Source organism: Microbacterium sp. ZW T6_19 (genome assembly GCF_044987465.1).
In the GTDB taxonomy this organism is placed as follows: domain Bacteria; phylum Actinomycetota; class Actinomycetes; order Actinomycetales; family Microbacteriaceae; genus Microbacterium; species Microbacterium natoriense_A.
Genome location: NZ_JBJDRH010000002.1, coordinates 445,170 through 464,663, shown reverse-complemented (window position 1 = coordinate 464,663; position 19,494 = coordinate 445,170). Strand labels below are relative to the sequence as shown.

Sequence of the window (19,494 nt, the reverse complement as noted above, 5' to 3'; positions counted from 1 at the left end):
ATGACGGACACCACCAACCACTCGACCGACGACGAAGCAGTCGAACGCGTTCTCGCGAACGCGGACAAGCGCACGGAAGCGCGCGTCTTCGGGGCAGCACAGGCGCTGCAGGATGCCGCCACCGCAGGATACGGCTCGGGAGACGGCGACCAGTGGGACCTCGCCGACCGGCACGCACTGCGTCGCGTGCAGGGACTGTCGACCGAGCTCGAAGACGTCACCGAAGTCGAGTACCGGCAGCTGCGGCTGGAGAACGTCGTCCTCGTGGGCGTGTATCCGCAGGGCGCTCAGGAGGATGCTGAGAACTCCTTGCGTGAGCTCGCCGCCCTCGCCGAGACGGCGGGCGCCGTCGTGCTCGACGGCGTGCTTCAGCGACGCCCGCATCCGGACGCGGCGACCTACATCGGGCGAGGCAAGGCGCAGGAGCTCAAGGACATCGTCGCTGCCACCGGCGCCGACACCGTGATCGCCGATACCGAGCTCGCACCCAGCCAGCGCCGCGCGCTGGAAGACGTCGTCAAGGTGAAGGTGATCGATCGCACCACCGTCATCCTCGACATCTTCAGCCAGCATGCGAAGAGCCGTGAGGGCAAGGCCCAGGTCGAGCTCGCGCAGCTCGAGTACCTGCTGCCGCGCCTGCGCGGCTGGGGAGAGTCGATGAGCCGCCAGGCCGGTGGCCAGGTCGGAGCCGGCGGTGCCGGCATGGGCTCACGTGGTCCCGGTGAGACCAAGATCGAGCTCGACCGTCGACGCATCCGCACGAAGATGGCGCTCCTGCGCAAGCAGATCCGAGACTTCGCGCCCGGCCGTGAGGCGAAGCGTGCTGAGCGCAAGCGCAACACGATCCCTTCGGTGGCGATCGCCGGGTACACGAACGCGGGCAAGTCGAGCCTGCTCAACGCGCTCACGAGCGCAGGCGTGCTCGTCGAGAACGCCCTCTTCGCGACTCTCGATGCCACAGTGCGCCGCTCGGAGACCAGTGACGGTCGTGTGTACACGCTGACCGACACGGTCGGTTTCGTGCGCAACCTTCCGCATCAGCTCGTCGAGGCCTTCCGCTCGACCCTCGAAGAGGTCGGCGACGCCGACGTCGTGCTGCATGTCGTCGACGGATCGCACCCCGATCCGGCCGGCCAGCTGCAGACCGTGCGTGACGTGATGGGTGACGTGGGCGTACGCGACATGCCGGAGATCGTCGTCTTCAACAAGGCCGACCTCATCGCCGACGACGAGCGCCTGGTCCTGAGGGGACTCGAACCCAAGGCGCACTTCGTGTCGTCCCGCTCCGGCGAGGGCATCGACGAGTTGCGGGGAGCCATCGAAGCCGCGCTGCCGACGCCCGCGATCGAGGTGAACGCGGTGATCCCCTACGAGCGCGGTGATCTCGTCGCAGCCATCCACGAAACCGGGATGCTGCTGTCAGTCGAGCACCGTGAGGCGGGCACCGCCGTGCACGCGCGCGTCTCGGAACGGCTCGCCGCAGAGCTCGCGGAGTTCTCGGCGACGGACTGACCGGGGCTGAACCGCCGGGCAGGGCGCTCTACGCGAACAGCAACGTGCTGCAGGGTCCGAGTACGACGAGCCAGCCCGCCGCTGCCACGATCAGGATGCCGACGCCGAATCCGCGGGTTCTGGGAGAGAAGAGCAGCCCGACGCCGACGAGCACGGGCAGCCCGAAGATCACGAAGTATGCTGCGGGGCCGGCCTGACTCAGCACTGACATCGTGCCCAGGAAGAGGAAGAACGCGACGACGTAGGACAGGCATCCGATCCCGCTCCCGATGCCGATCTTGGCGCCGTTGCCGAGGCCTCTCTTCTGCCCGTACGGCGGGCCGGGTGGCATGCCGTACGGCATCTGAGGGACTTGTCCGTAGAACTGCGGCTGACCTGCGTGCGGAGGCTGACCGGAGTACGGCAACTGGGCCGGGTGCGGCGGCTGGGCCGGGTACGGCGACTGACCGGAGTACGGCAGCTGGGCCGGGTGCGGCGGCTGGGCCGGGTACGGCGGAGCGGCTGCCGGAGCCAGCGGCACGGGTGGAACACCGGTCGACGGCGGCACGACCGGCTGCGGCGGCACGACCGGTTCGGGCGGCACCACGGCATCCGGTTCTTCGGGACTGCCGTCAGGCGGGTTGATGCTCATTCTGTGTCCTCCGGTCGGCGGGGATGAACGCGCCCTTCCGCCACAACCATACGAGGCGGATGGCGAGCAGCGGGAGAGTCGCGAGCAGGAACAGCTGCGGGCGCGTGAAGACGAGCCAGGCGACGTCGTTGCCGCGCACGAACTCGACGAGGAAGCGGAAGACCGCATACGCAGCGATGTAGAGGGTGAGCGTCTCTCCGCTGCGGAGTCCGAGATGCCGCAGCCAGAACCACAGCACGATGAACGCCGCGGCGTGGAAGACGATCTCGTACACGAAGCTCGGATGCAGGCCGACACCCGCCGGTGCACCCAGCCGGGTCGCCTGAGCGGGCGTCAGGACGATGCCCCAGTCGCCACCCGTGGGCGTGCCCGGGTCCTCGGTGAACAGGCATCCGAATCGGCCGATGGCCATGGCGAGAGCCACAGCGGGCGCGAAGAGATCGCCGCTGCGATCCCGGTATCCGACGATCCGCTTGGTGACGTGCACGCCCGCCCACGCGCCGACCAGAGCCGACAGGATCGAGGCGTTGCCCGACACCAGCTGCTCGCCCAGACTGAGGTTCTGCGACGGATCCAGATGCTGCGCCCAGGTGCCCAGTCGCGAGAAGATCGCCGCTCCGATGAGAGCGCCCAGCACGAGGTACGGGATCCGCGGATCGTTCGCGCCGCGTCGACGCGCTTCGACCCAGAACACGAGACCGCCCGCGAGCAGCCCGATTCCGACGAAGAACCCGTGGGTCTCGATCGGCGGGCCGAATCCGAACAGGTCGGTCAGGGTGGGGAACATCGGCTATCCCAGCATCCGCATCCAGAGCATCACCCAGAACGGGATCGCCGCCGCCGAGAGCACAGCGAGCACGATGAGGTAGGCGAGCACGTTGCGCGTGTCGCCGAGTTTGCAGCGCGAGCGCAGGAGGCCAGCTCGCCGGGCCTGTGCGTACGCGACGATCGCGATACCGGAGAAGCCCAGCAGCGCGACCGGACCGAGGACGCATGTGATCAGTGCGACGGTGGCGTTGACGCACAGCCGCAGCGGGTCGCGCGCGTTCGGGGGATCACCGACGCTCGGATCGCGCTGGTTCAACGGCCACGTGGTCATGATGTCGCCGCTGAACCGACGAGGGGCAGTGAGGTGCGGCCCGTGGCGGTCGAGAGCTTCTGATCGGACAGGGGCTTCCACGCCTGCACGGCGCAGAACGGAGCGCACTGATGCTCGTCGGTCTCGCCGTTGACGGTGGCGACGTGCACACAGCACTGCAGCAGACGTTCCTCGATCATGGTGTTGATGTCCATGAACGGCTTGACGGTGATGCGCTTCACCCGTTCGCCGAGGAAACGACGCAGCCGCTTGTGCTGTCCGGGGAGGGCCGCCGTGGCGAGCTTTGTGAGTGTGCCGATGCCGAGATCGCACCCGGTGCAGATGTCCTTCCACAGCGACCCGATCGACGGGTGCGACAGCGACGACTGCTCGCTCAGCAGGTCGAGCAGCGACTGCTTCACGCTGTCCTTGAGGGCTTGGTTGACGTTGCTGTCCGCGATCCGGTTCGCGATGAGGTCGGGGTTCAGGTCGAGGAACTGCTTGAGCTGCTCGTGGCCGACCAGCGCCGTGAGGGACCGCCAGCTGTCGGAGTCGTCGCGGAGCAGATAGCCGACCGAGCAGCAGTGCGGGTGGCTGCAGGGGAGCGCCGTGAGGTCCTGCCAGGTGACTTCGCCGTCGGTCTGCGGCCCCAGGCGCGCGAGGACGCCGGTGTGGGTCAGCCGATCCGTCACGTCGATTCCGCTCGAGCGCCCTGACCCGAAGACGGGCTGGATGGTGACGCCTCCGACATAGGGTGTCACCATCGCGCGACGGACGACGGTGCCGATCTCATGGTCGTTGACGCCGAGGGCGGCGGTCATCGTCAGGGTCGTGAAGATGCCGGCACCTGACAGCCTCTCGAGGGCGCGCTCCTTGAACCGCCGGATGTCGGCACCGCGGTGGAACTTCGAGGTCTCGGCTTCTTCTCCGTCGTACTGCAGATAGATCTCGACGCGTTCGCGGTGCCGCGTGAGTACGGCGAGGAACTCATCGTCGTTGGCGATCCGCAACCCGTTCGAGTTGATCAGGATCCTCACGATCGGCCGGGCGACCAGGTGCTCGAGCAGCTGTTCGAGCCAGGGGTAGAGCGTCGGCTCGCCGCCCGACAGCATCAACACGTCGATGCGGTCGTTCTCCCGCGCGAGCTTGGCATCCACCGACGCGAGCACCTGTTCGAGCGGCGCCACGGCGCTCGCGGCCGGACTGGACTCGGCGAAGCACGTGGGACAGCGCAGGTTGCAGTGGTCGGTGATGTCGGCGAGCAGGATGCAGGTGTGCTGGGTCTGCATCTCCGGAAGGCCGTCGAGGTACGCCTCCGGAACGGGAGCGAAGTTGCCGACGACGTCGGGAGTGTGCGCCTTGGTCGGCGCCGTCCACTGCTCCAGATAGCGGAGTATCTCGGCGGACTCGTCGTAGAGCGTCCGCTGCAGACCGTGCTCCCGACATCCGCGCTCGAGCCAGATCGTCCCGTCGCGGTCGGCCAGCCATCCGGACAGACGCTTCACTTCCGACAGCGGGCGATCGGGATCCTCGGCGTGGCATTCGGGGCAGAACGCGTTGACGTACCGGTGGATGCGGTAGTCGCGGAGGGGCATTCCGGTCGTCGTCGGCTGAGGCATGGTCTGAAGCTAGCAGTCGTCGGCGCGCATCATCCGACGACGCTCAGTGAGCGGCGAAGCGGGCTTCGACGGTTGCGGAGATCACGATGTCTTCGGGCTCGTACTCCATCGCGGGCGCGGAATCGGCGGCGAAGGCCATGCCACGGGCCTTCGTCATCGGCGACGGCCCCGGCTGGCCTGAGGAGATGAGGCCGGTGTCGGCGATCTCGAGCGGCGTCACATCGTTCATGCCGAGGGCTCCCGCGTAGGCGTGCGCCCTCGTGACGGCCACGCCGACCGCTGCCGCGGCCACTTCGCGTTCGATCCGGGCAGTCGTCTCGGGTGTGAGATGCCAGTTGACCCAGCCCACTTCGATGCCCTCCCAGGATGAGATCTCCGAGATCCAGATCGACAACTCGGATGCCTCGACGAACGTGGCCGTGAAGTCCACGTTCGCGTAGTAGACCTGAGCGAGTCGTTTGCCCTCGGCATTCCACGGGCGCTCTGCCCGCACCGAGAAGTTCCTGCTGCTCCACTCGAGGACGGCACCCGCATCCTTGCGGGCGGCGATGCTCGTGCGCAGCGGCTCTGCGAGGCGCAGTGTGCTGTCGACGACTGCAGTGCGTTCGGGACCTTCGGTGCGCACGCTGATGCGGACGGTGGCTCGCTCCGGAGCCACTCGTGCCTCGTGTTCGCCGCGGACGGTGATGATCACATCGCTCATGCCCGCGACTCTACGCCTGCCTGCGGGAATGGCGGAGCCACTCGAATCGTTGTAAGCTGTGAGGCTCGGGTGCACACCATCCGATCTGGTAATTACACAGTGCGACAGCGGCTCCTTCGAGAGAAGGACCACGGGGCTGATCGGTTTCGACAGCGCCTGTGAATCCACGAGAAGCGGGCCGAGGATGCAGGGTTATCTCGTGAACGCTCCCTGCAAAACAATAAGTGCCGAAACCAAGCGCACTGACTTCGCCCTCGCTGCCTAAGCGAGCCCGATAGTCCGTCAGGCCGTATGTGATTCCGATACGGATCCTGGCGTCATTTAGGAATCTTGCTGTGTGACGGCGTCTGGACGTCACGCGGGACTCTTCCCAGGCTGGGCTCGTCGACTTAGGTGTCTGTGACAAAGGTCGGAGCCGAGCAGAACGTCTGCACAGACTGCGCCCGGAGAAGGCGTGGAGACTCAGCGTTGGACGGGGGTTCGATTCCCCCCAGCTCCACAAACGATTGAGCCGAGGTTCGAGAGCTTGCTCTCGAACCCAGGCGATTGAGTTTTGTAGAAGTGGCGAGCGAAGCACGCCACGATACAGGTCGCTGTCGCGAGTGAAGAGCCCCTGCAGGTCGATGACCGGCAGGGGCTCTTCGCGTGTCACTCGCCGAACGTGTAGTCGATCTTGAGGAGGACGTCGAGCTTCGCATTCGACGGGAGGTCCTCGACGTCGACCTCGGTCTTGTCGTATGCCGGGTCGAGGCCGCACGAGACCGTGAGGGTGCCGCCGTTGGCTGGGAAGTCGGTCAGATCCGAGCAGACCCCGATCAGCTCGTCGTCGACGAAGACCGCCAGGTAGACCTCCGTGTACTCGGCGGCTGCCGACAGCGTCGAGGCGAGATCGGCTTCGGCGTGGCCATCTCCGGTGCGGGCTTCGACGATCGTCGCACCCCCGCTGAGGGGCGGGTCGATCCACTCTATGTCCAGCTGCTCGACCACGAAGTGGTCGAGCTCGTCGAGGACGGTGAGGAAGCTGGCGTCCAAGACCGTGGTCTGATCAGGCAGCAGGTAGAACAGATCCAGCGTCCGGTAGATGATGCGACCGTCAGCGTCGTACGCGGTGATGTCGAAAGAGGAGCGCGCGACCTGGTTGCTGCTCGTGTTCGTCACGAGCGCATACAGCGTGGAGATGCTCGAATCGGATGCGAGTGCGAAATGATCCACTCGAAGGTCGGAGGCGACCGTCACGGGGTAGTCCTGGACCTCTGTGGTCGTGGATCCCGCGGAAGTTCCCTGCGAGGTCGACGTGGGATCGGGGGTCGGATGAGGCGTCGACGCCGAACCACCCTGTATCAGCAATGCCGTCGAGACGCCCAAGCCGATCGTCGACAGCAGCAGCACGGAGCATGCGATCGCGAGCACGATGACCGCGATGTTCCGCTTCCCCGGCGACGCGGGGCGGGAAGGCAGTGCCGGGGGTGCGGTCTGGGTGGGCAGCGGCACTGCCGGCTGGGCGGGCGCGAGGGGAGGAGCGAAGACAGGCGGAGCCAGGGGCACTCGCTGCTGCAGAGGGTCCTGTCGTGGCTCGTCCGTCGTCATGCTCGCGTTCTCCCCACGGTTGCCGTCATGCGTCCATGCGCTGGCAGGAAGCCTATCGTCAGTCCTCTGCTGCGCGCCGCTGGCCGATATCGAGGAGTCAACCGGCCCAATCGATGAGGATGAGGCCCTGCTTGGTGTCGGACAGCTTCACCCAGCCGTCGCCGAACAGGTACGTCATTCCGTAGCCCTCGTCATCCGTACCCAGGGAGAACTGCGGGTCCTCCGTGAAGTAGCTGCCCTCGGGGCCGTTCTCGCGGAGCCAGCCGCTCTCGAGCAGCGATGCCTGGGCTGCGGCCGCGTCGTCGGACGATATCTCCGCCCAGCCGTAGAGCTGTCCGTGATCGGTCGCGATCGTGTAGTCGGCCCAGAAGCACAGCATGCCGTCGGGCAGCGCGATGTCGCCGATCACGAAGTCCTGGCGCTTCGGCGTCCAGCCGATGGCAGTCAGCGCCTCCACAGTGCCCTCGGTGACTATCGTGTCGCAGGCGGGCTCGCCGTCAGTCGCATCAGGGGCCTCGGTCTCGACCGGCTGCACCGTGGGCTCCGGCGTCGTCTCGGCAGCGGGTCTCGTCGGCTTCGGCTCGGACGGGGGCGCGCCGGAGCACGCCGTGAGGACGACGGCGAGGAGCAGCGCCGAGAGGGCTGCGGCGGGGATGCGGGGGTTCATCTCGTGCCTTGAGGTCTGGTCAGTCGTGCAGGAGGGCGAGGAAGGCGTCGTGGAGGATGCCGTTGCTTGCGAGTGTCGAGCGGTCCGAGATAGTCTCAGCGCCCTCGAAAGACGTCATCCGGCCGCCTGCTTCTCGGACGATCGGCACGGCCGCGGCGATGTCGTACTCTTTGACGTCGAACTCGGCGACCATGTCCACACGTCCCTCGGCGAGCATCATGTACGAGTACACGTCGCCGTAGGCACGGTCGCGCCAGACCCGGTCAGCAAGCGTGAGCAGCTGGTCGAGATGGCCGGAGCGCGACCACTGCGCAATGCTCTGGAAGCTCACGCTCGCATCGTCGAGGGAGCTGACGGAGGACGTGCTGAGGCGACGCGCCCCGGCATCCGTCGTCGTCCATGCGCCGCCGCCCGTCGACGCCCACCAGCGGCGTCCGAGCGCAGGCATGCTGACGACGCCGACCTGGGGGACCCCGTCGATGGCGAGGGCGATCATCGTGCCCCACAGCGGGATGCCCCGCAGATAGTTGGCGGTGCCGTCGATCGGATCGATGATCCACTGGCGCTGGGTGCCGCCCTGTGCCCCGAACTCCTCGCCGAAGATGCCGTCCTCGGGGCGCTCGGCTTCGATGAGTCCTCTGATTGCACGCTCGGTCGCAAGGTCGGCGTCGGTGACGTGCGAGTTGTCGGCCTTCGTCGAGATCTGCAGATCGGCGCTGTCGAAGCGGGCCAGGGACTGCTCGTCGGCCGCATCGGCGAGCCGTAGGGCGAGAGCGAGGTCGGAGGAGAGATCGTCGGCGCGGAGGGAGGCGGTCACGGCACCAAGGATAGTCGTCCGATCTGACTGCGGCCTGCGCCGCCGACATGCTGCGACACGCGCGGGAGGAGCAGCGCCCGGCCTCGATTTCACATGCGGCCCAACCGCTGGTAATGTAATTCCTCGGCCGGGGATGCTTCCCGGGCCACGCACCTCTAGCTCAATCGGCAGAGCAACTGACTCTTAATCAGTGGGTTCAGGGTTCAAGTCCCTGGGGGTGCACGGATCAGCCCTGATGACTCTCGCCAGTCATCGGGGCTTTTCTGCGTCCGCCGGCAGCGCGCGATAGCGTGACATCGGAGGGGTCATGACATCGATGAGAAGAGGGGTCGCGGTTCTCGCTGCGCTGGTCGCCGCCGGCGCGATTCTGACGGCGTGCACCGGACCGGCGGAGAAGACGGTCGACTACACCGCCAGCGCGGTCACTGTGTCCGCCGGGGAGACTCTCGTCGTCGACTTCGGCGAGGTCAATCCCTCGGTGGGGGACGACTGGGTGATCACCACGGCGCCGGACCCGGCGGTGCTCGGCGAAGGAGACTCGGAGTTCACCACCGACGCGCCCGACGGCATGACCGGCGCACCGGGCGAACTCGTCTATCGGTTCCCGACCACCGGCGCCGGAACGACCGTGATCGCGTTCGAGTACCGTTTCCGAGGCGAGGTGCCGGAGGACATCGACGATCAGAAGACCGCGGAGATCACCGTCACCGTGAAATAGCTCTCAGACGACCGCGATGACCTCGCCACCGGTGAGAGCCTTCAGCGATGCGAACGTGAGCGGCATGACGGTGTGCGGGTGGCCCGCTGCCGCCCAGATCTCCTCGTGCTCGGCGAGCGCCTCGTCGATATAGGTGCGCAGGGGAGCAGGATGACCGGCCGGCGCGACTCCGCCGATCGCTTGACCGGTTGCTTCGCGGACGACGGATGCGGGTGCCATCGACACCTCATCGGCGCCGATGCTGCGAGCGACGACGTCGAGATCGGCGCGGTGCCCGCCGCTCGTCATCACGAGCACGGGCGCGCCGTCGACGAGGAACACCAGGCTGTTCGCGATCGCGGCGACGTCGCAGCCGATCGCCGCAGCCGCCTCAGGTGCGGTGCGGGCCGAATCCGGCAGAACGCGGATGCGAGTATCGATGCCGGCATCCTCCAGATGCTGGAAGACGAGCCTGCTGCGTTCAGGGAGGTCGGAGGCGGTCATCACCCCACGCTACCGAACGCGGCAGGCCCGTCGAGAGCCGGACCCCGTCAGGCGGCGTCGCCGAGCAGGATCGCCTCCACCTCTTCGCCCGCGTCGTCCGACTCGTCGTCGATGTGCGCCAGCGCCTTGCGTCCGATCAGAACGGTGAGAGCGGCGATCAGCACGGCGGCGGCCGCGAAGAGATACGGCACAGTGGCGTTGAACCCGTGCCACAGGGCCGCGGCGATCGGGGGAGCCATCGCTCCGCCGAGGAAGCGCACTGCGGAGTAGGCCGACGACGCCACCGAGCGAGGCAGGTCCGTCGCCTCCATGACCGCCTCGGTGAGGACGGTGTTCATGACACCGAGCAGCAGCCCGCCGATGATGATGCAGACGACGAGCGCCGTCGCGGACTCGACGAGGAGACCCGCGGCGATGAGGTCGATCGCGAGCAGCGGCAGCACCACGAAGATGATGTGGGTGCGCTTCATGCGCCGCATCAGGATCGGTGCGACCCACACGCTCGTGACGGCGAGCGCCACGCCCCAGCCGAAGAACGTGAATCCGATGCCCATCGCGCCGAATCCGAGCGGGAACGGCGAGAACGCCAGCAGCACGAAGAAGCCGATGTTGTAGAAGAGCGCCGCGATTGCCAGGGTCGCGAGCGCGGGCCGACCCAGCGCCTTGAAAGGCGCGGAGAACGGCACTGGCGTGCGCTTCTCGTCCGCTCCCTTGAGAAGAAGCAGGATCGCCACGAACGCGATCGCCATGAGCACGACGACACCGAAGAACGGGGCGCGCCAGCTCTGCTCGCCGAGGAGCCCGCCGAGGAGGGGCCCGATCGCGATGCCGAGGCCGAGTGCCGCCTCGTACAGCACGATGGCCGCGCCGCTGCCGCCCGAAGCGGCGCCGACGATCGTCGCGAGCGCGGTGGAGATGAACAGGGCGTTGCCCAGGCCCCAGCCCGCGCGGAAACCGATCACGGCGTCGACGCTGCCACTGAGCGCGCAGAAGAGCGCGAAAACCACGATGAGGGCGAGGCCGATGAGCAGTGTCTTCTTGGCGCCGATGCGGCTCGAGATCCAGCTCGTGACGAGCATCGCGAGACCGGTGACGGCGAGGTAGCTCGTGAAGAGCAGCTCGGTCTGCACCGGCGTGGCCTCGAGTGATTCGGCGATCGCGGGGAGGATCGGGTCGACCAGGCCGATGCCCATGAAGGCGACGACGCAGGCGAATGCGACGGCCCAGACCTGTGCCGGCTGCTTCCACACGGACGGTGCGGGGGTGTTCAACGTGATGCTCCTGTCGGTTCTGTTGCGGTGTGCGCGGCGAGGATCTCGGCCGCGCGGGTCAGCGTCTCCCAGTCGCCGTCGTCGAGATCGGCGAAACGAGGGGCGAGGGTGTCGCGGAATTCCATGCGCCAGGCATCCAGCGCCACGACCCCTGCGGGTGTGATCTCGACGACGATCGCACGCGAGTCTTCGGGGTCGGGGGAACGGAGCACGAGACCGTCGCGCTCGAGACCGCCGATCAATCGGGTCATGCCGGGCTGAGTCGTACGGGATGCCATGGCGAGTTCGCCCACTCGCTTCCCGCCCTGCTGGCTGAGCAGGCTCAGCACGCGCCATTGCGCAGCTGGTGCGTCATTGCCCGCGTCGTGCGCGGCGATCCGGCCGAGCGCGTAGCCCGACAGCACGATCGAAGGGATGATCTCACCACGTTCCATACCAAGAAGTATATACCTCTTGGTATGTATGTGAGTCAGCGACGCGTGGCGATCCTGTTCGAGAGCTGGTGCGCGTGCGCCAGCAGCGTCCGGCCGAGGTCGGCGATGCGGTCGGGGCCGAAGCGGAACTCGACGCCCGTGAGACTGAGCGCCCACTCGGGGCGGCCGGCGCGATCGAAGACGGCCGCTCCGAGGCCCCAGCTGCCCTCCACGATGAGCCCGGGGTTGATCGCATAACCGCGCTCCTTGGTCTCGGTGAGCCGAGTGCGCAAGGGCGCGACGTCGTGCTGGCGCCCCCAATCGGAGACGAGCTCCGGATGACGGGCGATGTACGCATCCACATCGTGGTCCGGCAGGAACGACAGGATCGCGAGCCCGGCGCTGGCGACGCCGAGGGGAAAGCGCACGCCCTCGCTGAGCACGAAGGAGCGGATAGGGAACGAACCCTCCTCCCGCAGGAGGCACACGGTCTCATCGGCTCTGCGCACCGAGAAGAACGCGCTCTCCTCGGTCTTCACGGCCAACGAGCGCACGATGTCTCGCGCGAGCTCTGTCACGTCGTATCGAGCGGCCGCGACGGTGCCCATCAGGAACAGCTCCGGCCCTGGCATCCATCGGCTGCGTCCGTCGTCCCGATCGACGAGCCCCTCTACCCTGAGAGCGCTCAGCAGCCGGTGGACGGTCGAACGCGACAACTCCGAAGAGCGCGCCAGCTCCTGGAGGGATGCTCCCTCGGCGCCGCTCGCTGTGACCAGGCGCAGCAGGACTGCCGCCCGGGCGATGGCCTGTGCTCCGGGGACGCTGCGCGACGACGATTCCATAATGTGGACGCTAGTGGGCGGATCGACCACATCGCAAGAAGCGGCTTCCGCTTGCGGCCCGCCGGGCGGATGCTGGAGGGAGGACACGTCTTCGAAGGAGCACGCGTGATCGACAAGCAGTGGCACTCGGCAGCGGACGCCGTCGCCGACATAACCGACGGATCCTCTCTCGCCGTCGGTGGGTTCGGCCTCTCGGGCAACCCGATCGCGTTGATCGAAGCTCTTCTCGCACAGGGCACAAAGGATCTCAGCGTCGTCAGCAACAACTGCGGCGTCGACGACTGGGGCCTCGGCGTACTGCTCGGCGCCCAGCGGATCCGGAAGATGACCTCGTCGTACGTCGGCGAGAACAAGGAGTTCGAGCGGCAGTTCCTCTCGGGTGAGCTCGAGCTCGAGCTCACCCCGCAGGGCACCCTCGCCGAGAAGCTGCGTGCCGGAGGGTCGGGGATCGCCGCCTTCTACACGCAGACGGGCGTCGGCACGCAGGTGGCCGAAGGTGGGCTTCCCCGCCGCTACAACGCCGACGGGACCGTCGCGGTCGCGTCGCCCGCGAAGGATGTCCGCACCTTCGCCGTCGGCGGCGAGTCGCGCGAGTTCGTGCTCGAAGAGGCGATCACCACCGACTTCTCCCTCGTGCATGCGGCCTACGGCGACCGCCACGGCAACCTCGTCTTCAACAAGTCGGCGCGCAACTTCAACCCCCTGGCCGCGATGGCCGGGCGTGTGTGCATCGCGCAGGTCGAACGACTCGTCGAACCCGGTGAACTCGACCCCGACAGCATCCACCTCCCCGGCGTCTACGTGCACCGCATCGTCGAGGTGGGCGCCGACATCCCCAAACGCATCGAGCGGCGCACCGTGTCCGCAGTCGCAACCGCGGCGGAAGGAGCCTGACATGGCGCTCACCCGTGACCAGATGGCCGCCCGTGCCGCCGCCGAGCTGCAGGACGGAGCGTACGTCAACCTCGGCATCGGTCTTCCGACCCTTGTCCCCAACTTCGTACCCGACGGGGTGACGGTCGTGCTGCAGTCAGAGAACGGCATCCTCGGCGTCGGCCCCTATCCGACCGAGGACGCGGTCGACCCGGATCTCATCAATGCGGGCAAGGAGACGGTGACGGTCCTGCCGGGTTCCGCCTTCTTCGACTCGGCGGCGAGCTTCGGAATGATCCGCGGGGGAAAGATCGACGCCGCCATCCTCGGCGCGATGCAGGTGTCGGTCTCCGGCGACCTCGCGAACTGGATGATCCCCGGCAAGATGGTCAAGGGGCCGGGAGGCGCGATGGACCTCGTGCACGGTGCCGCTCGGGTGATCGTCCTGATGGAGCACGTCGCGAAAGACGGCTCGGCCAAGATCGTGAACGACTGCTCGCTGCCTTTGACGGGGAGGGGAGTGGTCGACCGCATCATCACAGACCTCGCCGTGATCGATGTGACGGATGCCGGTCTCGTCCTCGTCGAGACGGCGCCCGGTGTCTCGGTCGACGACGTGATCGCCGCCACGGAACCCGCTCTGATCGTCAGTGAAGGAATGAACAGATGAACGCCACCGATATCGTCGTCGTCGCCGCTGCGCGCACACCGCAAGGACGCCTGAAGGGCCAGCTGGCCTCGTTCACTGCCCCGCAGCTCGGGTCGTTCGCGATCTGCGGGGCGCTCGAGCAGGCGTCGATCGACCCGACCGACGTGGATGCCGTGATCATGGGACAGGTGCTCGCGGCCGGTTCCGGTCAGAACGCGGCGCGTCAGGCCGCGATCGGCGCCGGCGTCGGCTGGGACGTGCCCGCGCACTCCGTGAACAAGGTCTGCCTCTCCGGCCTCACCGCGGTCATCGATGCGGCCCGCATGATCCGCACGGGTGATGCCGCGGTCGTCGTCGCGGGAGGCATGGAGTCGATGACCCGCGCCCCGCACCTCCTGATGGGCTCGCGCGACGGCTGGACCTACGGCAGCGTCGAGGTGCTCGATCACATGGCCTTCGACGGCCTCACCGACGCCTACGACCAGGAGAGCATGGGTGCATCGACGGAGCGGCACAACGCCCGGTACGAGCTCACCCGCGAGGCGCAGGACACCGTCGCGGCGCTGTCGCATCAGCGCGCAGCCGCCGCGCAGAACGCGGGCGTGTTCGACGCCGAGATCGTGGCGATCGATGTGCCACAGCGACGTGGGCCGGTTGTCTCGGTGACCGCTGACGAAGGCGTGCGGCCCGACACGACCGTCGAGTCGCTCGGAGGACTGCGCGCGGCCTTCGCCGAGGGCGGCTCGATCACGGCAGGCAACTCCTCGCAGATCTCCGACGGAGCGTCGGCCGTCGTCGTGACGACTCGCGCGACGGCGGAAGCCAAGGGATGGCCCGTGCTGGTGACGGTGGGGGCGAGCGGCCAGACTGCCGGGCCCGACAACTCGCTGCAGGCGCAGCCCGCGCGGGCGATAGAGAAGGCGTGTGCAAAGCAGGGGATCACGCCTGCCGATCTCGACCTGGTCGAGATCAACGAAGCGTTCGGTGCCGTGGTCGCCCGCTCTCAGACGGAACTCGGGCTCGACAGCGGCGTCGTGAACATCCACGGCGGCGGTATCGCGATCGGTCACCCGATCGGCGCCTCAGGCACGCGGCTCGTGGTGCATGTCGCGCACGAACTCGCGCGCCGCGGATCGGGGACCGCAGCGGTCGGACTGTGCGGCGGTGGCGGACAGGGCGAGGCACTCATCCTCACGCGCTGAACGTTGTCTTGACGAGAGGCATCGCCGGTTACTTGCGGTTGCGCTTGAGCTCTTTCGCCTGCTGCTTCTCAGCCTTCTCCCGTTCCTTCGCCTGCTTCGCGGCGAGCGGCGAGTCCGATGCCACAGGCAGGCCGCGATTCGCCCGGTAGACGTCGACCATCGCGCCGATCGCGAGCGCGACCGTGATGCCCCAACTCGCCCAGGCGAGCACGGCGCGCCACGTGATCGGCGCATCGCGCGATCCGCTGAGAAGGGTCTTTCCCGCGGTGATCGCGCCGATGAGTCCCGTGCCGAAGAGGTAGTTCATGCCTTCACGCTACCCGTTGCGCTCCACGCCGCGCCGAGCCTTGACAAGCCGGTCCGGATGCTGTCAGGGGCGTAGGTCGTGAAGGACAGGCGCAGAGTCCGCTCATCGGGAGGGCCCGCGAAGAACGGCGCTCCCGGCACGTACGCGACGTCGTGAGAGAGGACCTCCGAGAGCGCCGCCGTCGCGTCCATCCCTTCTGGCAGCCGTGCCCAGACGAACATGCCCCCGTCGGGCCGATTCCATGTGCTGCCCGACGGGAGGGCTGTCGGCAGCGCGTCGAGCATCGCGTTCCGGCGCTCGGAGTAGGCCGCCCTGATCCGGTCGAGGGCGGCCCCTGCGCGACCGGAGGTGAGGTAGTGCGCGGCCGCCGCCTGATCGATCGTGGACGTGTGCAGGTCGGCGGCCTGCTTCGCGATCGTGACTGTCGGCTGGATATCGGCGGTCGTGCGGACCCAGCCGATGCGCAGGCCCGGTGCGATCACCTTCGAGAAGCTGCCGAGGCTCAGGACGTGTTCTGGCGCGAACGCCGCGATCGACGGCAGCTCGTCGCCCGAGTAGCGCAGCTGACGGTAGGGCTCGTCCTCGATGATCCGGAAACCGTGCCTCCGGGCAGCATCCGCGATCCGCTCCCGCGCCTCGAGATCGTGCGTGCGACCCGTCGGGTTCTGGAAGGTGGGCACGGTGTAGAAGAACTTCGGCGCGTGCTGCCGAGCGAGCGACTCCAGAGCATCGAGATCCAGTACGTCGTCCAGGTAGGGCACGCCGATCACACGAGCGCCGGCCAGGGCGAAGGTCTGGAGAGCTGCGAGATAACAGGGCTCTTCCACGAAGATCGTGTCGCCGGGGTCGAGCAGCGCGGTCGCGAGCAGGCCGAGGCCCTGCTGCGACCCGGTCGTGATGATCAGGTCGGATGCTTCGGTCGGCAGGTCCGCCGCCGTGTACTGACGGGCGACCTCCTCGCGAAGCACGGCGTTGCCTTCGGACGTCGAATACTGGAGGACCGCCGGGGAACGCAGCACCGCATCGTAGGACGTACGGATGCCTTCGAGATCGAACAGCTCGGGAGCAGGCAGGCCGCCCGCGAAGGAGATCACCTCGGGTCGCTCCGTGAGAGCGAGCAGATCGCGCACGGGCGAGGTCTTCGCAGATCCTGCTCGCAGTGAGCGGCCCGGCAGTGCGGCGTGAATCTGGGTCGTCGGCATGGATCCTCCTCGAGCAGGGGTGACGACCAGGCTACTGCGCGGGCTCCCAGACCCTGAGCGGTGTGACACGGTAGCCTGGATGGGTCGCGGTGCGCCGCGGCTGCAGACGTGCATCTACCGGACATCGGCTTTCCCGATGGGCAACGGCGGCACCAGGACCCGCGTTACGTCGACGCGCGAGAGCCAACTTCCATGCATGATTCCGCCCCGCCGAGCCTGTTCCGCATCGCCGGTCTTCCTTATTTCATCATCGCGTTCGTCGCGCGTCTTCCGTTCGCCATGATGGTGGTCGGCGTGCTGACCGTCGTCGTGTCCGCACGCGGCTCTCTGTCGCTCGGCGGGCTCACGTCGGCGGCCGTCGGGCTCGGCACGGCATGCTTCGGCCCGTTGCTGGGGGCCGCCGCCGACCGGTTCGGACAACGCGCCGTTCTCGTGGTGCTGGCGGTCGCGAACGCGACCGCTCTCGTGGGGTTCACCCTGGTCGTCTACGGCACGGCGGCCGACGCCTTCGTGCTGCTCGCGGCGTTCGGCATCGGGGCCACCGCCCCGCAGGTCGCCCCGATGTCGCGTTCGCGGCTGGTCACGATCATCGTGGATCGGTTGCCGGAGCTGACCCGACAACGCACGATCTCGGGCACCATGGCCTACGAATCAGCGGCCGACGAGACCGTGTTCGTCTTCGGGCCGTTCCTGGTGGGCGTCCTCGCGTCGGTCATCGCCCCCTGGGCGCCGTTGGCCATCGCCGCCGTCCTCATCGTCATCTTCGTCGGGGCGTTCGGACTGCACCCCAGCGCGCGCGCCGTATCGAAGCACCGCAACGCCGACGGCTCGGCGCCGTCCGCCGTGTCGGAGCTCTTCCGTCCGCAGCTGCTGATCGTGCTCATCGGGACTCTCGGCGTCGGCATGTTCTTCGGCACGATGCTCACCGCGCTGACGTCTTTCATGGCCGATCGCGGCGCGGCCGAACAAGCCGGCGTGCTGTACGGAGTGATGGGCGTCGGGTCGGCGATCCTCGCCCTCGGGGTGGCCTGGCTGCCGCCTCGTTTCTCGATGAGGGCGCGCTGGCTCGTCTTCGCCGGCATACTGCTGTCGGGCACGCTGCTGCTCCCGTTCGTGGACTCGCCCGTGTCGATGATGGTCGCTCTGGGCATCATGGGCGCGGGCATCGGCCCGACCCTCGTGACGCAGTACAGCTTCGGCGCCGCGCGCAGCCCCCTCGGCCGTTCGGCCACCGTCATGACGATGCTCGGCTCGGCGATCGTCGTCGGGCAGTCGCTCGGCGCCGCGCTGACGGGGCAGATCGCCGAAAGCGTCGGAACCTCGAGCGCTCTGGTGCTGCCGATCATCGCCGCTGCCGTCGCGCTCGCGGCCGGCATCGTGAACTGGCGGCTCAGCGCCATCCGCGTACGTCGCCTGGACTGAGCGCCGGTCTGGGTAGCCTGGAGTCACCGCAGGCGTGAGGAGACCACAATGGCTGTCGCAGATTTCGTCGTCGTAGCGAACCGACTTCCCGTCGACCGCATCGAGGGCCCGAACGGCGAAGAGGAATGGCGCACGTCGCCCGGCGGGCTGGTCGCCGCGCTCGAGCCGATGATGCGCAGCGCTCACGGCGCCTGGGTGGGATGGCCCGGCCAGGCCGATCTCGAGCTCGAGCCGTTCGAGATCGGCGGTATCGATCTGGTCCCCGTCACGCTCAGCGCACAGGAGGTCGCTGAGTACTACGAGGGCTTCGCGAACGACACGATCTGGCCGCTCTACCACGACGTCATCGCGCCGCCGCAGTACCACCGCGAGTGGTGGGAGGCCTACGTCGTCGTGAACCGGCGTTTCGCCGAGGCCGCGGCATCCGCTGTCGCGAAGAACGGCACGGTGTGGGTGCACGACTACCAGCTGCAGCTGGTGCCGCAGCTCGTACGGGAGCTGCGGCCGGACGTGACCATCGGATACTTCCATCACATCCCCTTCCCGGCGCACGGGCTCTATGCCCAGCTGCCGTGGCGCGACCAGGTCCTTCGGGGGCTGCTCGGCGCCGACGTGATCGGATTCCAGCGGGCACAGGACGCGACCTACTTCCTCACCGCGGTGCGACGACGACTGCGGTACGAGGTGAAGGGATCGGCCGTGTCGGTGCCCAGCGGGCCGGGGGAGACCCGCACCGCCGTCGCCCGGGCGTTCCCCATCTCGATCGACACCGCTCCTTACCTCGAGCTGGCGGCTCGGCCCGATGTGCAGGCCCGAGCCGCCGAGATCCGTGAGAGCCTGGGCAACCCCTCGCGCATCCTGCTCGGCGTCGACCGCCTCGACTACACCAAGGGGATCGGGCACCGCATCAAGGCCTACGGCGAGCTCCTCGCCGAAGGACGGCTGCACGTCGAGGACGTGACGCTGGTGCAGGTCGCGAGTCCGAGCCGCGAGCGCGTCGACGCGTACGCGCATCTGCGGGACGAGATCGAGCTCGCGGTCAGCCGCATCAACGGCGACACCGACACCGTGGGCCACTCGGCCATCCGCTATCTGCATCAGGGGTACCCGCGCGAGGAGATGGTGGCGCTGTACCTCGCGGCGGACGTCATGCTCGTGACCGCCCTGAGAGACGGGATGAATCTCGTCGCCAAGGAGTACATCGCCACGCGCGCCGACAATCGAGGCGTCCTCGTGCTCAGCGAGTTCACCGGCGCCGCGGATGAGCTCCGACAGGCCGTGCGGGTGAATCCGCATGACATCGAGGGGCTCAAGGAGGCCATCATGGAGGCCGTGCACATGGAGCCGCGCGAGCAGGGCCGCCGCATGCGCGCGCTGCGCAAACGCGTCCTCGAGAACGACGTCGACGCCTGGTCTTCGTCGTTCCTGCGCGCGCTGGGCGAGGTCCATCCGCGCTGAGCGGTTGGCAGCACGGAACCGAACACCTGACGATCGGAGA

21 protein-coding genes, 1 tRNA gene and 1 other RNA gene are annotated in these 19,494 nt (G+C 67.8%); 9 read left to right on the top strand and 14 right to left on the bottom strand.

Going from position 1 to position 19,494, the window contains the following annotated elements; genetic code table 11:
• Entirely contained in the window at positions 1-1,512 is a 1,512-nt protein-coding gene (gene hflX, locus ACI3KT_RS04770) for a GTPase HflX (protein WP_404902827.1), read from the top strand.
• A 28-nt stretch (positions 1,513-1,540) separates the two neighbouring features.
• Here hflX and ACI3KT_RS04765 read toward each other — a convergent pair whose 3' ends face one another.
• The 5 genes from ACI3KT_RS04765 to ACI3KT_RS04745 are packed head-to-tail and all read right to left on the bottom strand — an operon-like array spanning position 1,541 to position 5,543.
• Positions 1,541-2,143, bottom strand: coding sequence for a hypothetical protein (locus ACI3KT_RS04765; protein ID WP_404902825.1), 603 nt, complete (start codon positions 2,141-2,143; stop codon positions 1,541-1,543).
• Positions 2,124-2,930: a prolipoprotein diacylglyceryl transferase gene (locus ACI3KT_RS04760; protein WP_292909969.1), complete on the bottom strand. Its 807-nt coding sequence runs from the start codon at positions 2,928-2,930 to the stop codon at positions 2,124-2,126. Before ACI3KT_RS04760 ends, ACI3KT_RS04765 begins: the two co-directional genes overlap by 20 nt.
• Positions 2,931-2,933: 3 nt before the next feature.
• A complete protein-coding gene (locus tag ACI3KT_RS04755) occupies positions 2,934-3,242 on the bottom strand; it encodes a hypothetical protein (protein ID WP_292909971.1) in 309 nt (102 codons plus the stop codon).
• Positions 3,239-4,840, bottom strand: coding sequence for a radical SAM protein (locus ACI3KT_RS04750; RefSeq protein ID WP_307296349.1), 1,602 nt, complete (start codon positions 4,838-4,840; stop codon positions 3,239-3,241). The genes ACI3KT_RS04755 and ACI3KT_RS04750 overlap by 4 nt, the downstream gene beginning before the upstream one ends.
• 43 nt (positions 4,841-4,883) lie before the next feature.
• Positions 4,884-5,543 carry an SIMPL domain-containing protein gene (locus ACI3KT_RS04745; protein ID WP_404902824.1) on the bottom strand — a complete coding sequence of 220 codons (660 nt, stop codon included), beginning with the start codon at positions 5,541-5,543 and terminating at the stop codon, positions 4,884-4,886.
• A gap of 132 nt (positions 5,544-5,675) precedes the next feature.
• Between ACI3KT_RS04745 and ssrA the strand changes: the two genes are divergently transcribed.
• Positions 5,676-6,045, top strand: a transfer-messenger RNA (tmRNA) gene (gene ssrA / locus ACI3KT_RS04740).
• Between the two features lie 146 nt (positions 6,046-6,191).
• Here ssrA and ACI3KT_RS04735 read toward each other — a convergent pair.
• From ACI3KT_RS04735 to hisN, 3 genes are all read right to left on the bottom strand, one after another.
• On the bottom strand, positions 6,192-7,130 hold the full coding sequence (locus ACI3KT_RS04735) for a hypothetical protein (RefSeq protein ID WP_404902823.1): 939 nt from the start codon (positions 7,128-7,130) through the stop codon (positions 6,192-6,194).
• 97 nt (positions 7,131-7,227) lie between these two features.
• A complete protein-coding gene (locus tag ACI3KT_RS04730; RefSeq protein WP_404902822.1) occupies positions 7,228-7,797 on the bottom strand; it encodes a hypothetical protein in 570 nt (189 codons plus the stop codon).
• A gap of 19 nt (positions 7,798-7,816) precedes the next feature.
• Complete coding sequence (gene hisN, locus ACI3KT_RS04725; RefSeq protein WP_307296355.1) at positions 7,817-8,614, bottom strand: histidinol-phosphatase; 798 nt, start codon at positions 8,612-8,614, stop codon at positions 7,817-7,819.
• Positions 8,615-8,763: 149 nt separating this feature from the next.
• Here hisN and ACI3KT_RS04720 point away from each other — a divergent pair.
• Positions 8,764-8,836: transfer RNA gene (locus ACI3KT_RS04720), tRNA-Lys, on the top strand.
• 85 nt (positions 8,837-8,921) lie between these two features.
• Positions 8,922-9,332 carry a protease inhibitor I42 family protein gene (locus tag ACI3KT_RS04715; protein WP_404902821.1) on the top strand — a complete coding sequence of 137 codons (411 nt, stop codon included), beginning with the start codon at positions 8,922-8,924 and terminating at the stop codon, positions 9,330-9,332.
• Between the two features lie 3 nt (positions 9,333-9,335).
• On the opposite strand, the gene ACI3KT_RS04710 is transcribed toward ACI3KT_RS04715, so the two are convergent.
• Genes ACI3KT_RS04710 through ACI3KT_RS04695 form a run of 4 tightly spaced genes read right to left on the bottom strand, consistent with a single transcriptional unit; the run spans position 9,336 to position 12,341 of the window.
• Positions 9,336-9,815 carry a YbaK/EbsC family protein gene (locus tag ACI3KT_RS04710; protein WP_404902819.1) on the bottom strand — a complete coding sequence of 160 codons (480 nt, stop codon included), beginning with the start codon at positions 9,813-9,815 and terminating at the stop codon, positions 9,336-9,338.
• Positions 9,816-9,862: 47 nt separating this feature from the next.
• Positions 9,863-11,086, bottom strand: coding sequence for an MFS transporter (locus ACI3KT_RS04705; protein WP_404902817.1), 1,224 nt, complete (start codon positions 11,084-11,086; stop codon positions 9,863-9,865).
• Positions 11,083-11,520 (bottom strand): MarR family winged helix-turn-helix transcriptional regulator, encoded by a 438-nt coding sequence (locus ACI3KT_RS04700; RefSeq protein ID WP_292909989.1) that lies wholly within the window; start codon positions 11,518-11,520, stop codon positions 11,083-11,085. Before ACI3KT_RS04700 ends, ACI3KT_RS04705 begins: the two co-directional genes overlap by 4 nt.
• Before the next feature lie 35 nt (positions 11,521-11,555).
• Complete coding sequence (locus ACI3KT_RS04695) at positions 11,556-12,341, bottom strand: IclR family transcriptional regulator (RefSeq protein WP_404902815.1); 786 nt, start codon at positions 12,339-12,341, stop codon at positions 11,556-11,558.
• A gap of 105 nt (positions 12,342-12,446) precedes the next feature.
• Between ACI3KT_RS04695 and ACI3KT_RS04690 the strand changes: the two genes are divergently transcribed.
• From ACI3KT_RS04690 to ACI3KT_RS04680, 3 genes are read left to right on the top strand one after another with little or no spacing between them, the layout of a single operon-like run.
• Positions 12,447-13,235, top strand: coding sequence for a CoA transferase subunit A (locus ACI3KT_RS04690; RefSeq protein ID WP_404902814.1), 789 nt, complete (start codon positions 12,447-12,449; stop codon positions 13,233-13,235).
• Position 13,236: 1 nt separating this feature from the next.
• A complete protein-coding gene (locus tag ACI3KT_RS04685) occupies positions 13,237-13,884 on the top strand; it encodes a CoA transferase subunit B (RefSeq protein WP_404902812.1) in 648 nt (215 codons plus the stop codon).
• Positions 13,881-15,065 (top strand): acetyl-CoA C-acetyltransferase, encoded by a 1,185-nt coding sequence (locus ACI3KT_RS04680; protein ID WP_404902810.1) that lies wholly within the window; start codon positions 13,881-13,883, stop codon positions 15,063-15,065. The genes ACI3KT_RS04685 and ACI3KT_RS04680 overlap by 4 nt, the downstream gene beginning before the upstream one ends.
• 28 nt (positions 15,066-15,093) lie before the next feature.
• Here ACI3KT_RS04680 and ACI3KT_RS04675 read toward each other — a convergent pair whose 3' ends face one another.
• Both ACI3KT_RS04675 and ACI3KT_RS04670 read right to left on the bottom strand, forming a co-directional pair.
• Positions 15,094-15,372 (bottom strand): hypothetical protein, encoded by a 279-nt coding sequence (locus ACI3KT_RS04675; RefSeq protein ID WP_404902808.1) that lies wholly within the window; start codon positions 15,370-15,372, stop codon positions 15,094-15,096.
• Positions 15,369-16,574, bottom strand: a complete 1,206-nt coding sequence (locus ACI3KT_RS04670) for a PLP-dependent aminotransferase family protein (protein ID WP_404902806.1) — start codon at positions 16,572-16,574, stop codon at positions 15,369-15,371. Before ACI3KT_RS04670 ends, ACI3KT_RS04675 begins: the two co-directional genes overlap by 4 nt.
• A gap of 192 nt (positions 16,575-16,766) precedes the next feature.
• Between ACI3KT_RS04670 and ACI3KT_RS04665 the strand changes: the two genes are divergently transcribed.
• Together ACI3KT_RS04665 and ACI3KT_RS04660 are read left to right on the top strand one after the other, a co-directional pair.
• Positions 16,767-17,996: an MFS transporter gene (locus tag ACI3KT_RS04665; protein ID WP_404902805.1), complete on the top strand. Its 1,230-nt coding sequence runs from the start codon at positions 16,767-16,769 to the stop codon at positions 17,994-17,996.
• Positions 17,997-18,044: 48 nt separating this feature from the next.
• Positions 18,045-19,454, top strand: a complete 1,410-nt coding sequence (locus ACI3KT_RS04660) for a trehalose-6-phosphate synthase (protein WP_404902803.1) — start codon at positions 18,045-18,047, stop codon at positions 19,452-19,454.
• The last annotated feature ends 40 nt before the right edge of the window (positions 19,455-19,494 follow it).